Source organism: Pseudomonas sp. Tun-23181 (assembly GCF_057415455.1).
Map to the genome: position 1 here is coordinate 3,953,961 of NZ_CM171630.1, position 14,453 is coordinate 3,968,413.

General features: G+C 66.3%; 11 protein-coding genes and 1 pseudogene. 8 read left to right on the forward strand and 4 right to left on the reverse strand.

What is annotated here, in order from left to right; all coding sequences use genetic code 11:
* Positions 1-23: 23 nt before the first annotated feature.
* Positions 24-338 (forward strand): annotated as a pseudogene (locus ACDI39_RS18810) (thymidylate synthase); the annotation flags it as partial.
* 90 nt (positions 339-428) lie between these two features.
* Here ACDI39_RS18810 and cadR read toward each other — a convergent pair.
* The gene (cadR, locus tag ACDI39_RS18815) at positions 429-872 is read right to left on the reverse strand and encodes a Cd(II)/Pb(II)-responsive transcriptional regulator (RefSeq protein ID WP_225787595.1); all 444 of its coding nucleotides are present in this window, start codon (positions 870-872) and stop codon (positions 429-431) included.
* An 82-nt stretch (positions 873-954) separates the two neighbouring features.
* On the opposite strand from cadR, the gene ACDI39_RS18820 reads away from it, so the two are divergent.
* The 5 genes from ACDI39_RS18820 to ACDI39_RS18840 all read left to right on the forward strand — a co-directional run bounded on the left by ACDI39_RS18820 (position 955) and on the right by ACDI39_RS18840 (position 8,192).
* Complete coding sequence (locus tag ACDI39_RS18820) at positions 955-3,195, forward strand: heavy metal translocating P-type ATPase (protein ID WP_253079845.1); 2,241 nt, start codon at positions 955-957, stop codon at positions 3,193-3,195.
* 109 nt (positions 3,196-3,304) lie between these two features.
* The gene (locus tag ACDI39_RS18825) at positions 3,305-4,174 is read left to right on the forward strand and encodes a LysR family transcriptional regulator (protein ID WP_225787593.1); all 870 of its coding nucleotides are present in this window, start codon (positions 3,305-3,307) and stop codon (positions 4,172-4,174) included.
* Between the two features lie 171 nt (positions 4,175-4,345).
* Positions 4,346-5,410 carry a putative 2-aminoethylphosphonate ABC transporter ATP-binding protein gene (locus ACDI39_RS18830; RefSeq protein WP_253079846.1) on the forward strand — a complete coding sequence of 355 codons (1,065 nt, stop codon included), beginning with the start codon at positions 4,346-4,348 and terminating at the stop codon, positions 5,408-5,410.
* Between the two features lies 1 nt (position 5,411).
* The gene (locus ACDI39_RS18835) at positions 5,412-7,136 is read left to right on the forward strand and encodes a putative 2-aminoethylphosphonate ABC transporter permease subunit (protein WP_225787591.1); all 1,725 of its coding nucleotides are present in this window, start codon (positions 5,412-5,414) and stop codon (positions 7,134-7,136) included.
* A 30-nt stretch (positions 7,137-7,166) separates the two neighbouring features.
* Positions 7,167-8,192, forward strand: coding sequence for a putative 2-aminoethylphosphonate ABC transporter substrate-binding protein (locus tag ACDI39_RS18840; protein WP_225787590.1), 1,026 nt, complete (start codon positions 7,167-7,169; stop codon positions 8,190-8,192).
* 71 nt (positions 8,193-8,263) lie between these two features.
* Here the strand turns inward: ACDI39_RS18840 and ACDI39_RS18845 are convergent, their stop codons facing one another.
* Positions 8,264-9,628 carry a GTPase/DUF3482 domain-containing protein gene (locus tag ACDI39_RS18845; protein WP_225787589.1) on the reverse strand — a complete coding sequence of 455 codons (1,365 nt, stop codon included), beginning with the start codon at positions 9,626-9,628 and terminating at the stop codon, positions 8,264-8,266.
* Positions 9,621-11,012, reverse strand: coding sequence for a DUF2868 domain-containing protein (locus ACDI39_RS18850; RefSeq protein ID WP_225787588.1), 1,392 nt, complete (start codon positions 11,010-11,012; stop codon positions 9,621-9,623). The genes ACDI39_RS18845 and ACDI39_RS18850 overlap by 8 nt, the downstream gene beginning before the upstream one ends.
* A gap of 53 nt (positions 11,013-11,065) precedes the next feature.
* On the opposite strand from ACDI39_RS18850, the gene ACDI39_RS18855 reads away from it, so the two are divergent.
* The gene (locus tag ACDI39_RS18855; protein ID WP_225787587.1) at positions 11,066-11,584 is read left to right on the forward strand and encodes a dihydrofolate reductase; all 519 of its coding nucleotides are present in this window, start codon (positions 11,066-11,068) and stop codon (positions 11,582-11,584) included.
* A 32-nt stretch (positions 11,585-11,616) separates the two neighbouring features.
* Here ACDI39_RS18855 and ACDI39_RS18860 read toward each other — a convergent pair whose 3' ends face one another.
* Positions 11,617-13,008, reverse strand: coding sequence for an L-cystine transporter (locus ACDI39_RS18860; RefSeq protein ID WP_225787586.1), 1,392 nt, complete (start codon positions 13,006-13,008; stop codon positions 11,617-11,619).
* A gap of 244 nt (positions 13,009-13,252) precedes the next feature.
* Here ACDI39_RS18860 and ACDI39_RS18865 point away from each other — a divergent pair, with 244 nt between their 5' ends.
* The gene (locus ACDI39_RS18865; protein WP_225787585.1) at positions 13,253-14,305 is read left to right on the forward strand and encodes an HAD family hydrolase; all 1,053 of its coding nucleotides are present in this window, start codon (positions 13,253-13,255) and stop codon (positions 14,303-14,305) included.
* The last annotated feature ends 148 nt before the right edge of the window (positions 14,306-14,453 follow it).

Below are 14,453 nucleotides of genomic sequence, written 5' to 3' on the forward strand. Positions count from 1 at the left end.
ATGTATGGTGTCGGAAGAATTTTTTGGGCACGCCGTTCAACCTCACCGAGGGTGCGGCATTGCTGTCGCTGTTCGGCCGCCTGACCGGCTACACGCCGCGCTGGTTCACCTACTTCATCGGCGATGCCCATGTGTACGAGAACCACCTGGAGATGCTCAACGAGCAGCTCAAGCGCGAGCCGCTGGCGGCGCCGAAGCTGGTGATCAGCGATCGCGTGCCGGCGTTCGCCGAGACGGGCAAGTACGAACCTGAGTGGCTGGAGAAGATCGAGCCAAGCGATTTCAGCCTCGAGGGGTATGAGCACCATGCGCCGATGACGGCGCCGATGGCGGTCTGACGGATCGCATTGGGGCTGCAAGGCAGCCCACTGGCGGCAGAAAGTCTCGACTGATCGGCGTGCCCCGCGCCTACATTCGCAGGCCAGGGCTCAATGCCCGTGACTGCGCCCCACGTGCGAATGCTCCGCCTCCGGTACGGTCACCGCGCCGTTCGTCTCCAGCCGCTGCAGGATCGCGCACTCCGACCCCTGCGCATTGCAGCGTTGACGCAATTCCACCAGTTGCGCCTGCAGCGCCATCAAGCCATCGATCCGTGCCTGCACATGCTCGATATGCTCGTCGATCAGCGCATTGACGCTGCCGCACGCGCCTTCGGGGCTGTCGCGCAGGCTCAGCAGGCTGCGGATTTCGTCCAGGGTCATGTCCAGGGTGCGGCAATTGCGGATGAACGTCAGGCGCTCCACGTGGGCCTGGGTGTAGAGCCGGTAGTTCCCTTCGGTGCGAGCCGGTGCCGGCAGCAGTTGCTCGCGCTCGTAGTAACGGATGGTCTCGACGGGGCAGTCGGTGGCCTTGGCCAGTTCTCCGATCTTCATTGGCAATCTCCACGGGTGGGCTTGACCCTATAGTGGCTACAGGGTGTTCACTTGGCAACAGGCTCACCTAAGGATTGAAACCATGAACCAGCCTGTCAGCCACGAACACAAGCATGACCACGGCCAGGAAGGCCATTGCCATGACCATCCTGCGCACAGCTGCTGCGCCGCTGCGCCAGCGCCTGCCCTGGTGCAACTGAGCGAATCGGCCAGCGACAGCGCGCGGCTCAGCCGCTTTCGCATCGAGGCCATGGACTGCCCCACCGAGCAGGGCCTGATCCAGGACACGCTGGGCAAGCTGGCCGGTATCGAGCAACTGGAATTCAACCTGATCAACCGGGTGCTTGGCGTGCGCCATACCCTGGACGGTACCGCTGCGATCGAGCGTGCCATCGACAGCCTGGGCATGCATGCCGAGCCCTTGGCCGACGAGGACGATGGCACCAGCACCGCTCCCCACGCCAGCAAGACCCGGTGGTGGCCGCTGGCCCTGTCCGGCCTGGCGGCGATCATGGCCGAGGTCGTGCATTTCGGCGCATTGGCACCTGAGTGGGTCGTGGCTGCATTGGCGCTGGCGGCGATCCTTGGCTGCGGCCTGGGTACCTACAAGAAGGGCTGGATCGCCCTGAAGAACCGCAACCTCAACATCAATGCGCTGATGAGCATTGCCGTGACGGGTGCGGTGCTGATCGGCCAATGGCCGGAGGCGGCCATGGTGATGGTGCTGTTCACCGTCGCCGAACTGATCGAGGCCCGCTCCCTGGACCGGGCGCGCAATGCCATCAGCGGGCTGATGCAGCTCAGCCCGGACATGGCCACGGTGCGGCAGGCCGATGGCCAGTGGCGTGAGGTCGAGGTGCGCGCGGTGCCCATCGGCGCCCTGGTGCGGGTGCGCCCAGGCGAGCGCATCGGCCTGGACGGCGAGGTGGTCATGGGGCAGTCCAGTGTCGACCAGGCGCCGATCACTGGTGAAAGCCTGCCGGTGGAGAAGGCCCCCGGCGACAAGCTGTTCGCCGGCACCATCAACCAGGCCGGTGCCCTGGAGTACCGTGTCACTGCCGCTGCCGGGCAATCGACCTTGGCGCGGATCATCAAGGCGGTGGAACAGGCCCAGGGCGCCCGGGCGCCGACCCAGCGCTTCGTCGACCGCTTCTCGCGCATCTACACCCCGGCAGTGTTCGCCGTCGCCCTGGCCGTGGCGATCGTCCCGCCGTTGTTCATGGCCGGTGCCTGGTTCGACTGGATCTACCGCGCCCTGGTGCTGCTGGTGGTGGCCTGCCCCTGTGCATTGGTGATCTCCACCCCGGTGACCATCGTCAGCGGCCTGGCTGCCGCGGCGCGCAAAGGCATCCTCATCAAGGGCGGGGTGTACCTGGAGGGTGGGCGCAAGCTGGACTTCCTGGCCCTGGACAAGACCGGCACCCTCACCCACGGCAAGCCGGTGCAGACTGACAGCAACGTGCTCGATCCGCTGTTCGAAGGCCGCGCCCAGGCGCTGGCCGCTAGCCTCGCCGCCCGTTCCGACCATCCGGTGTCGGGGGCCATTGCCCAGTATGCGAGGGCGCAAGGCCTGGCCTTCGACGACGTCGGTGAGTTCGCCGCCCTCGCCGGGCGCGGCGTGCGCGGTGAGGTGGACGGTGAGCTGTATCACCTGGGCAACCACCGCCTGGTCGAGGAACTGGGCCTGTGCTCGCCGCAGTTGGAAGCCGAGCTGGACCAGTTGGAGCGCCAGGGCAAGAGCGTGGTCCTGCTGATTGGCCGCACGGGGCCTCTGGCGCTGTTCGCCGTGGCCGACACGGTCAAGGACAGCAGCCGCCAGGCCATCGCCGAGCTGCATGAGCTGGGTATCAGGACTGTCATGCTGACCGGCGACAATCCGCACACGGCCCAGGCCATCGCCGGCCAAGTCGGCATCGACCGCGCTGAAGGCAACCTGCTGCCGGCAGACAAGCTCACGGCCATCGAGGACCTGTACGCCGAGGGACACCGGGTCGGCATGGTGGGCGACGGTATCAACGACGCACCGGCCCTGGCCCGCGCCGAGATCGGTTTCGCCATGGCCGCCGCCGGTACCGACACGGCCATCGAGACCGCCGACGTGGCCTTGATGGACGACGACTTGCGGAAAATCCCGGCGTTCGTCAGGCTGTCGCGCCAAAGCGCGGCGATACTCACCCAGAACATCGTCCTGGCCCTGGGCATCAAGGCGATTTTCCTGGCGATCACCTTTGCCGGCATGGCCACCATGTGGATGGCGGTGTTCGCCGACATGGGCGTGAGCTTGCTGGTGGTGTTCAACGGCTTGCGCCTGTTGCGCAAGTAGCGGCTGCAAGCTTCAAGTTGACCGAGGTGACAGTGAGTTGGATGAATGTGCACGGCCCTGCTTTTACTTGCAGCTTGCCGCTTGAAGCTTGCCGCTGCGGCCCCAAACCATGCTGAGCGCCGAACTCAAGGCTTTCTATATGGTGGCCCGGCTGGGCAGTATCACCCTGGCGGCGAAGAAGCTCGGGCTCAGCCAGCCCACGGTGACCACGCAGATCCGCAACCTGGAGAACCAGTATGCGGTGGAGCTGTTCTACCGTGGCGGGCGGCGGTTGGTGCTGAGCGACGAAGGCGCGCGCCTGCTGCCGATGGTCAAGGCGCTGCTGCAGCAGGAGGCCGATATCGAGTTCGAGTTGCGCAACAGCGGCCAGGCCCAGGGCAGCTTGCGCATCGCCGCCACTGCGCCGTACTACGTCCTCGACCTGGTGAAGATCTTTCGCGAGCGCCTGCCCCAGGTCGAGGTGGCGGTGGAGATCGGCAATTCCCAGCAAGTGCTGGAAATGCTCGAGGACTACCGGGTCGACATCGCCGCCTCGTCGCAACTGGTGGAAGACACCCGGCTGGTGCGTCGGGTGCTGGGCAGCGACCCACTGGTGGTGGCGGTGCACCGCAACCATCCCCTGGCCCATCGCCAGGTGGTTGCCATCGACGCCCTGGCCGGGCATTGCCTGTTGATGCGCGAGCAGGGCTCGACCACACGCAAGCTGACCGAGCGGATGCTTTCGCAAGCCAAGGTGCAGATGGGCGCGCTGCTGGAGATCGGTAGCCGCGAGTCGATCCGCGAGGCGGTGCTGCGCAATATCGGCATCAGCATCATTGCCCGCCACGAGGTGCCGCATAACTCGGAGCTGCGGGTGCTGGAGCTGGAGGATGCGCCGGTGATGCACGAGTACCTGTATTGCCTGAAAGAGCGGCGCCAGGCGCGATTGCCGGCGGCATTCCTGGGGGTGGCGCAGGAGGTGGCGGGGTCGCAGTTCTGATCGTTCTATCGGTGGCGTCTGTCCAAGCGGCTGGCGCTGCCTTGCAGCCCATCGCCGGCAGGGCCAATCCAAAATCCATGAATATCACTATCGGCAGCTTTTGCCTCTCAGCCACATAACCTTCGTATTGCCTCCCTAGCATGGCCTCCATCTCTTCGATGAGGCCCTGTCATGAACAACGCCATCGCAACCCCGGGCGCACAAATGAAAGTGCGCGGTATCCACAAGCGTTTCGGTGCCTTCACGGCGCTGAACGATGTTTCCCTGGACATCGCCGCCGGCGAGCTGGTCTGCCTGCTCGGCCCCTCGGGCTGCGGCAAGACCACCCTGCTGCGCTGCATCGCCGGCCTGGAGCGCCAGGACCGTGGCGAGCTGTACATCGGCGAGCGCAACATCTCCGACCTGCCGCCCCAGGCCCGCGATTATGGCATCCTGTTCCAGTCCTACGCGCTGTTCCCCAACCTCACCGTCGAGGCCAACATCGCCTACGGCCTGACCGGCAGCAGCCGCGACGAGGCCCGCCAGCGCGTGGCCGAGATGCTCGAGCTGGTCGGCCTGTCGGGCAGCGAAAAGAAATACCCCGGCCAGCTCTCCGGCGGCCAGCAACAGCGTGTGGCCCTGGCCCGCGCCCTGGCGCCATCGCCGTCGCTGCTGCTGCTCGACGAGCCGATGTCGGCCCTCGATGCGCGGGTCCGTGAGCACCTGTGCACCGAGCTGCGCCAACTGCAGCGGCAGTTGGGCATCACCACCCTGATGGTCACCCACAACCAGGACGAAGCCATGCTCATGGCCGACCGCATCGCCGTGATGAACAACGGCCAGGTCGAGCAGTACGCCACGCCCCAGGAAATCTACGACCAGCCGGCCACGCCATTCGTTGCCGAGTTCGTCGGCCAGGGCAACTGGTTGCCGTTCCAGCGCAGCAGTGACAGCCATGCCCAGGTCGGTGGCATGAGCATGCGCCTGGCGTCCGGGGCGGTGCGCGCCAGCAGTGGCCGGCTGTTCTGCCGTCCGGAGGCGATCACGGTCAACCCGCCGGTGCATGAGGAAAACCTGTTCCCGGCCATGGTCCGCGAGATCACCTTCCTCGGTAACCGTTGCCGCATGAGCTTCGAGCTCAAGGCCCTGCCGGGTCATGCCCTGCTCGCCGAGCTGGCGCCGGAAGCCATGCCGCGCCTGGGTTCCCAGGATATCTGGGTGGCCCTGCCGCCGCGCAGCCTGCAGGTCTTTGCCTGAGATGGCCGCGCCAATGTCCGTATCGATCGCCCAGGCCAGGGCCGTGCCACGCAGTGGTGTCGCCCTGGGGGACCGTCTCTTCGTCGTCGGCGGCAAGAGCCTGCTGCTGGTTTTGCTCATCCTCGCCGTGCTGATGCCCTTGCTGGCGATCTTCTGGCGCGGTTTCAGTGGCGACGCCGGCCAGGGTGGCGGCCTGCTGGCTGCCCGCGAGCTGTTCGCCAGCGCGAATTTCCACTGGTTGCTAGGCAACAGCCTGAGCGTGGCCTTCAGCGTCGCGGCCATCGTCGTGCCGCTGGCCTACCTGTTCGCCTATGCCTTGCAGCGTACCCTGATCCCAGCCAAGGGCCTGTGGCGGGGCATTTCCCTGCTGCCGCTGCTGGCGCCGTCGATGCTGCCGGCGATCGCCCTGGTGTACCTGTTCGGCAACCAGGGCCTGTTGCGCGGTTTGCTCAGCGACAACATCTATGGCTTCTGGGGCATCGTCCTCGGCGAGGCCATCTACACCTTCCCGCATGCCCTGATGATCCTGCTCTCGGCACTGTCGCTGGCCGATGCCCGTCTGTTCGATGCCGCGTCGAGCATGGGCGCCGGCCCCTGGCGGGCGTTTCGCAGCATCACCTGGCCGGCCACGCGCCAGGCGGTGTTCGCTGCCTTCTGTCTGGTGTTCACCTTGACCATCACCGACTTCGGCGTGCCGGTCGTGGTGGGGGGCGACTACCAGGTTCTGGCGCTGGAAGCTTACAAGGCTGTAGTCGGCCAGCAGCAGTTCGGCCGTGGCGCGCTGATCGGCATGGTCCTGTTGGTGCCGGCACTGCTGAGCTTCGCCGTCGACGCCTGGCTGCGCCGCCGTCAGGGCGAGGCCATGAGCGGCCGCGCCCAGGTGTTCCAGCCCAAGCCGTCGCGTCGCCGCGATGCCTGCTTCCTGGCCATCGTGCTGCTGGTCTGCGCAGTGCTGCTGCTGGTCGTCGGTATGGCGGTGTACTCCTCGCTGGTCAAGTTCTGGCCCTACAACCTGTCGCTGTCGCTCAAGCACTACATGTTCGAGGACACCGCCGGCGGCGGCTGGCTGGCCTACCGCAACAGCGTGACCATGGCCCTGGGCACGGCGCTGGTCGGCAGCATCGTGATCTTCACCTGCGCCTACCTGATGGAGAAGACCCAGGGCCAGCGCTTGCTCAACCAGGCCTTGCGCCTGCTGAGCTTCATCCCCATGGCGGTACCGGGGTTGGTCCTGGGCCTGGGCTACGTGTTCTTCTTCAACCTCAGCGGCAACCCGTTGCACGTGTTCTACGGTGGCATGACCTTGCTGGTGGTATGCACCATCGCCCACTACCTGACCACCGCGCAGATGACCGCGACCACCGCCCTGCGCCAGCTCGACGGCGAGTTCGAGGCTGCCGCGCTGTCGCTCAAGGCGCCGCTGTACCGGCACTTCCTGCGGGTCACCGTGCCGATCTGCCTGCCGGCGCTGCTGGACATCGTCCGCTACCTGTTCGTCTCGGCGATGACCACGGTATCGGCGGCGATCTTCCTGTACAGCCCCGACACCATCCTCGCCGCCGTCGCCGTGCTGAACATGGACGACGCCGGCAACGTGGGCGGCGCCGCCGCCATGTCGACCCTGATCCTGTTGACCAGCGCGGCCGCCTCGCTGCTGCTGGCCGGTGCTTCCCGCGGCCTGTTGCGCCGCTCCCAGGCCTGGCGCCAGCGCGCCGCCGACCACTGACTGACTGCCAACCCTGTAAGGAACCGCACCATGTTCAAGCCCCTGGTACTTGCCGCTGCCGTATCCGCCGTGTTCAGCCTGCAGGCTTCGGCCGCCGAGACCCAACTGACCGTCTATACCGCCCTGGAAGCCGAGCAGCTCAAGAGCTACAAGCAGGCCTTCGAGAAGGCCAACCCGGACATCGAGATCAAGTGGGTGCGCGACTCCACCGGCATCATCACCGCCAAGCTGCTGGCCGAGAAGGATCGCCCGCAGGCCGACGCGGTGTGGGGCCTGGCCGCCTCCAGCCTGGCCATCCTCGACCAGAACGGCATGCTCGAAGCCTATGCGCCGAAGGACCTGGCGAAGATCGGCGAACACTACCGTGATGCGGCCAATCCGCCGGCTTGGGTCGGCATGGACGTGTGGGCCGCGACCATCTGCTTCAACACCATCGAGGCCGAGAAGCAGGGCCTGAGCAAGCCGGTGAGCTGGCAGGACCTGACCAAGCCTGAATACAAGGGCAAGATCGTCATGCCCAACCCGGCCTCGTCCGGTACTGGCTTCCTGGATGTCAGCGCCTGGTTGCAGACCTTCGGCGAGCCCCAGGGCTGGGCCTACATGGACGCTTTGCACCAGAACATCGGCCAGTACGTCCACTCCGGTTCCAAACCGTGCAAGCTGGCGGCTGCGGGTGAGTTCCCGATCGGCATCTCCTTCGAATACCCGGCCGTGCAGCTCAAGCGCCAGGGCGCACCGCTGGACATCGTCCTGCCCAAGGAGGGCCTGGGCTGGGAGATCGAGGCGACCGCGGTGATCAAGGGCACGCCCAAGGCCGAGGCCGCCAGGCGCCTGGCCGACTTCTCCGCGAGCCCCGCTGCCATGGAGTTGTACAAGGAAAACTTCGCCGTGCTCGCCGCGCCGGGTATCGCCAAGCCGCAGACCGAATTGCCGGCGGACTACGAGCAGCGCCTGATCAAGAACGACTTCAACTGGGCCTCGCAGAACCGTGACCAGATCCTGGCCGAGTGGCGCAAACGCTATGACGGCAAGTCGGAGAAGGTTGCCCAGCAGTAAGTGTCTTCAGTTGTCATCTGGGGCTGCAAAGCAGCCCCAATACCGCTTGGCTGACTGGCCTGGGGGCTTGTTTAGAGTTCTGCCACCAAGGCTTCGAGCTGCTCCTGACGTTCTGCCTGGTTGATCCGCGCCCCGGCATTGAGCGACGACCATTGCGGATGCGCCCGCGCCCGTTTCAGCGCCTCGGGCAGCTTGCCTTCGCGCCAGGTCTTCTCATCCAGCTCGCCCAGGCGCACCCTGTCCTGTGCGGCATGCCCGCGATTATCCAATGCTGCCATCAACTGCTGTTGGCGCAACGCCAGCAAACGCAGTACCGCGTCGTCCACGGTCAGCTCGCGCTGGCCCTTCAGCTTGCCCATCAACCTGGCGCCATAGTTGCGCGCGGTTTGTAGCGCACCACCGGCGATGGCGCCTGCCAGCGCCGCAGCGCCGAGGGTCAGCCCGCCCACCAGCAGATCGACCCCCGCCCCGGCAGCGGCACCGGCCGCGACCCCGCTACCCAGGCGCACGCCAAGCAGTTTCAGTGTCTCGGGGTTGAACAGGTCGTCGCCCCAGCGCCCGTCCAGCAGCGGCAGGTCGCCAGCGTTGGCGTCGTCGTGGCGGAAGGCGTACAGCTTGAGCAGCGCCTCGACGCAACGTTGCTCGCGCTGGCGCACCTCCTGGCGCAAGGCTTCGATGGCCTTGGCTTCGGCGGCTGGCTCGGCCTCGACGCTGCGTCGGCAGGCGGCGCAGTCGAGCAGCAGCTCGGCGATCAGGCGCTTGCCGCTTTGCTGGCGGGCCTGGCGCTGGGCCTGCTGGTCGTCGATCAGCCGCTGCAGGGCAGGGCGGGCGTCTTCGAGCAGCAGGGCGAGGCTTTCGTACAAGCGCCGCTCGCCATCTTCCGGCGGGGCCACGCTGTCGAACCGCACCAGTGCATGCAGGCCCAGGCGGGCCAGGGCCTCGCGCCATTGCGGCTCGCGGTGCTGGCTGCTGGCGACGAAGTTGAGCACCGGCAGCAACGGCTTGCCGCAGCCGGCCAGCACTTCCAGTTCGTCACGGTACTTGGCCAGCACCGGTTCGCGGGCGTCGATCACATAGAGCCCGGCATCGCTGGACAGCAACTGGCGCAGCACCTTGGCCTCCTGCTCGAAACGCTGGCGCGCCTCGCTGCCCTGGAGAAAGCGCTCCAGCCGGGCCGGGCCATCCAGGCGTTCGCCGGGGCGTTCCAGACGTTCCAGGTAGTCGAGCAGGGCGATGGCATCCTCCAGGCCCGGCGTATCGTACAGTTCCAGCAAGGGCTCGCCGTCCACCGACAGGCGTGCCCCTTCCACGTGGCGGGTGGTGCTGGGGCGATGAGAGACCTCGCCGAAGCCGACATCGCGGGTCAGGGTGCGTAGCAGGGAGGTCTTGCCGACGTTGGTGTGGCCGACCACGGCCAGTTTCAGCGGCTCAGTCATGGCCATGCTCCAGCCAGGTCAGCGGCGAGGTGTCGGCGTGCGGCAGGCCGAGGCGGTCCAGGGCGTCGTGCCAGTCGCCCAGGCGGGCGGCATCCAGCGCCTGGCCCGGCAATGCCTGGAGCAGCCAGATGCGGGTGGCACCGGCGTTGCGCGCCAGTTCGGCGAGCAGCGCCAGGCTGCCGCGGTCCGGCGAACGGCGGGGGTCGCAGGCGATGGCCAGGCGCGCCGGGGGGAAGCGGCTCAATTGCTCCAGCAGCTTGTGGCGCGACTCGCGGCTGTCCAGTACACCGGCATCCATCACCGCCTTCGGCAGGGCCGGAGGCCAGGGGCGCTGGTCGTCCAGCTCCAGGCCCACCAGCAACGCCCCGCCGTGCTGTGCATCCACCTGGCCGGATTCGAAATGCGGCAGGGTAGCCGGGGCGGCATCTTGCACGCCAAGCCGTTCGCTGCTGGGCATCAGGGCGTCGCGCAGTTGGCTGTAGCCGGGCAGGCTCAGGTCCAGGGCCAGGCGCGCTCGGCCCTGGCGCCAGCGCCACAGGCACATGGCCGCCAGCAACAGGCGCGGCAGCAGGCCGTAGACCAGCACCACGCCGAGCAGCCAGCTGGCCCAGGCCTGGCGCGCCAGGTCGAGTGCGGGAAGGGTATCGCCGCTGGCGCGGATCATGGCTTCGTCAGGCACGGCGAAACCGAGCAGCGAGGGCAGGGCGCCGAGGGCCTGGGTCAGGGTGATGAAGGGTTCGGCAGCGAGCAGGGTGGTCTCCCAGACGAAGCCATAGCGGCGGGCGGCCAGCAGCGCCAGGAGCATGCCCAGCGCCGCGGCCATCGCCAGCGACCACAGGCCATGCACCAGCAGGCCGAGCAGCCAGCGGTTCAGGCGCTGGCGCTGCAGCATCACCAGCAATGCCGGGGCCAGGTGCGCAGCCTTGGCGTCGCGGGCGAAGCGTTCGCTCAGCCATAGCCACAGGCGTCCGAGGCTGGCGCCGTGTTCGCCGCTCAAGGCGAAGCCGATTGCCCAGCCCAGCAGCATCAGCAGGTTCAGCCCGAGCAGGCTGCCCAGGGCCCAGAACACGTTCACCGAGCGCTGGCCGTCGCCCAGGGCGGCGAGGCCCAGGCCGGCGCCGCTGAGCACGGCCAGCACCAGCAGGGCCAGCAGCGCCAGGCGCGCGCCCTGCTTCCAGTGGTGCAGGGCGGCGGTCATGCCGTCGCGTTCGGCCAGCCACAGGGCGCGGGTTTCGATACGCGCCGCCAGTTCGCCGCCCTGCTGTCGGGCGCGGCGGTTGGCCTCCTGGTCCTCGAGGGGGCCGGCGTGCTCCTCGCGCAGGCGCACCGCTTCGGTGAGCCAGCGTTTGTCGAATGGGGTCGGTGCAGTCACAAGGTCTTCCATTGCACAAGTCAGGGCAAAGCATAACCCAGGCGACGAGTGCTATCCTCGCCCCCATGAATACATCACTTCCCCTCAGCCTGATCGCGGCCCTCGCCGAGAACCGCGTGATCGGCATCGACAACTCCATGCCCTGGCACCTGCCAGGGGATTTCAAGTACTTCAAGGCCACTACCTTGGGCAAGCCGATCATCATGGGGCGCAAGACCTGGGATTCGCTGGGCCGGCCATTGCCGGGCCGCCTGAACCTCGTGGTCAGCCGCCAGCCGGGCCTTGCGCTTGCGGGGGCCGAGGTCTTCGCTTCGCTGGAGCAGGCGCTGGTGCGTGCCGAGCAGTGGGCCCGGGAGCAGGGTGTCGACGAGCTGATGCTGATCGGTGGGGCGCAGTTGTATGGGCAGGCGCTGGAGAAAGGGCTGGTCAGCCGTATGTACCTGACCCGCGTGGAGCTGTCGCCGGAGGGGGATGCCTGGTTCCCGGAGTTCGACCAGGCGCAGTGGGCGTTGACGTCGAGTGTGCCGCAGGCGGGCGAGGGTGAGGGGCCTGCGTATCGCTTCGAGGTCTGGGACAAGGTTTGAGACTGTTGGGGCCGCGCAGCGGCCCCAGGCGCTCAGGAGTGGCTCAGCTCGGCATGCTGGTCATCGGCCAGCACCTCTTTGTCGGTCTCTTTCAGCAACTGGCTGGTCACCACGCCCGCGGTCATCGAGCCGTTGACGTTCAGCGCGGTGCGGCCCATGTCGATCAGTGGCTCGACCGAGATCAGCAACGCCACCAGTTCCACCGGCAGGCCCATGGCCGGCAGCACGATCAGCGCGGCGAAGGTCGCACCACCGCCCACGCCGGCGACGCCCGCCGAGCTCAGGGTGACGATGGCCACCAGGGTAGCGATCCACAGCGGGTCGAAGGTGTCGATGCCCACCGCCGGGGCCACCATCACCGCCAGCATGGCCGGATACAGGCCGGCGCAGCCGTTCTGGCCGATGGTCGCGCCGAACGAGGCGCTGAAGCTGGCGATGGACTGCGGCACGCCCAGGCGGCGGGTCTGCGCCTCGATGTTCAGCGGGATGCTGGCGGCGCTGGAGCGGCTGGTGAAGGCGAAAGTCAGCACCGGCCAGACCTTGCGCAGGAAGCGCAGCGGGCTGACGCCGGAGATCGTCAGGATCACCCCGTGAACCACGAACATCAGCCCCAGGCCGAGGTACGACACCACCACGAAGCTGCCCAGCTTGAGGATGTCCTCCAGGTTGGAGCTGGCCACCACCTTGGCCATCAGCGCGAGCACGCCGTAAGGGGTGAGTTTCATCACCAGGCGTACCAGGCGCATCACCCAGGCCTGCAAGGTGTCGATGGCCGCCAGGGCGCGCCCGCCCTTGTCGCTGTCGTCCTTGATCAACTGCAGCGCGGCCAGGCCCAGGAACACGGCGAAGATCACCACGCTGATGATCGAGGTCGGCTTGGCCCGCGCAAGGTCGCCGACAGGGTTGCTGGGGATGAACGACAGCAGCAGTTGTGGCACGTTGAGGTCGGCGACCTTGCCCGCGTAGTCGCTCTGGATCGCCTGCAGGCGCGCGGTTTCCTGGGCTCCGGCCACCAGCCCTTCGGCGCTCAGGCCGAACAGGTTGGTCAGGGCGATGCCGATCAGCGCGGCGATGGCGGTGGTCAGCAGCAGGATACCGATGCTCAGCACGCTGATCCGCCCGAGGGACGAGGCGTTGTGCAGGCGCGCCACGGCACTGAGGATCGAGGCGAACACCAGCGGTATGACGATCATCTGCAGCAGGCCCACGTAGCCGTTGCCGACCAGGTCGAGCCAGCCGATGGTGGCCTTGAGCACCGGGTGGCCGGCGCCATAGAACGTGTGCAGGGCCAGGCCGAACAGCACGCCCAGGCCAAGGCCCAGCAGGACTTTCTTCGCCAGGCTCCAGTCGGTACGGCGGGTTTGCGCCAGGCCCAGCAGCAAAGCCAGGAACACCAGCAGGTTGAGTGACAGCGGCAGGTTCATTGAAGCTCCAGGATAAAGCAGAAAGGGCGTCGCCTCTGGTGAGCGATTGCGAACATAAATGCTAACAGTCTGAAAACAAACGAATTTATATCCAAATGGAATTTGGATAGTCGTAAATGGAATAACACCTTGTCGTTCCTGGCAATGAACACGGCGTTTGCAGCTGCGTGGAGGTCGTTGTCAGGGGGGCGATGGCAGGGTTGTTTGGCTAGCGTTCCAAGGCCACTTTTCAGGAGATTCGCACATGATCGCTCCGAAAGTCCTCGCCGGCGGCCTGGCCTTGGCGCTCAGCTTCACTACCTGGGCCGTCGAGCTCAAGCATTGGCCGCAGGATGCCGCCAGGCAGCTCGACCAGATGATCGCGGCCAATGCCAACCAGGGCAACTACGCCGTCTTCGACATGGACAACACCAGCTATCGCTTCGACCTGGAAGAAGCCTTGCTGCCCTTCATGGAGAACAAAGGGCTGATCAGCCGCGACACGCTCGACCCCTCCCTGAAGCTGATCCCGTTCAAGGACACTGCCGAGCACAAGGAAAGCCTGTTCAGCTATTACTACCGTTTGTGCGAGATCGATGACATGGTCTGCTACCCCTGGGTGGCCCAGGTGTTCTCCGGCTTCAGCCTCAAGGCGCTGAAGGCCCAGGTCGATGAACTGATGGCGTCCGGCAAGCCCGTCCCCGCCACCTATTACGACGGTGAGCAGGTCAAGCGCATGGAGGTGCCGCCGCCCAAGGTGTTCACTGGGCAGACCGAGCTGTTCAACAAGCTGATGGAGAATGGCATCGACGTCTATGTGATCTCCGCTGCGTCGGAGGAGCTGGTACGCATGGTCGCCTCCGACCCCAGGTACGGCTACAACGTGAAGCCCGAGAACGTCATCGGCGTCAGCCTGCTGCTCAAGGACCCCGCCACCGGTCAGTTGACCACCGCGCGCAAGCAGATCAGCGAAGGCCGCTACGATCCCAAGGCCAACCAGGACCTGGAGCTGACCCCTTACCTATGGACCCCGGCCACCTGGATGGCTGGCAAGCAGGCGGCCATCCTCACCTACATCGACGAGTGGAAGAAGCCGGTGCTGGTGGGAGGCGATACGCCGACCAGCGATGGCTACATGCAGTTTCATGGTGTCGACGTGGGCAAGGGTGGCATCCACCTGTGGATAAACCGCAAGGCCAAGTACATGGCGCAGATGAACGGGATGATCGCCAAGCAGGCCGCGGCCCAGGCGAAGGAAGGAGTGCCGGTGACGGCGGACAAGAACTGGGTGATCGTGACGCCGGAGCAGATCCAGTAGGGTTGTTTCAGATGAAAACTGAGCGACAGCTACGACCGCTGGCAGAAGTGGATCCAATGGCTATGGTTGATAGCTACTGGCTACCATTTCTGCGTGAGGTCATCAGTGGCTATTCGAGATCAGCAATTCATTTATCACCTGACCAGTG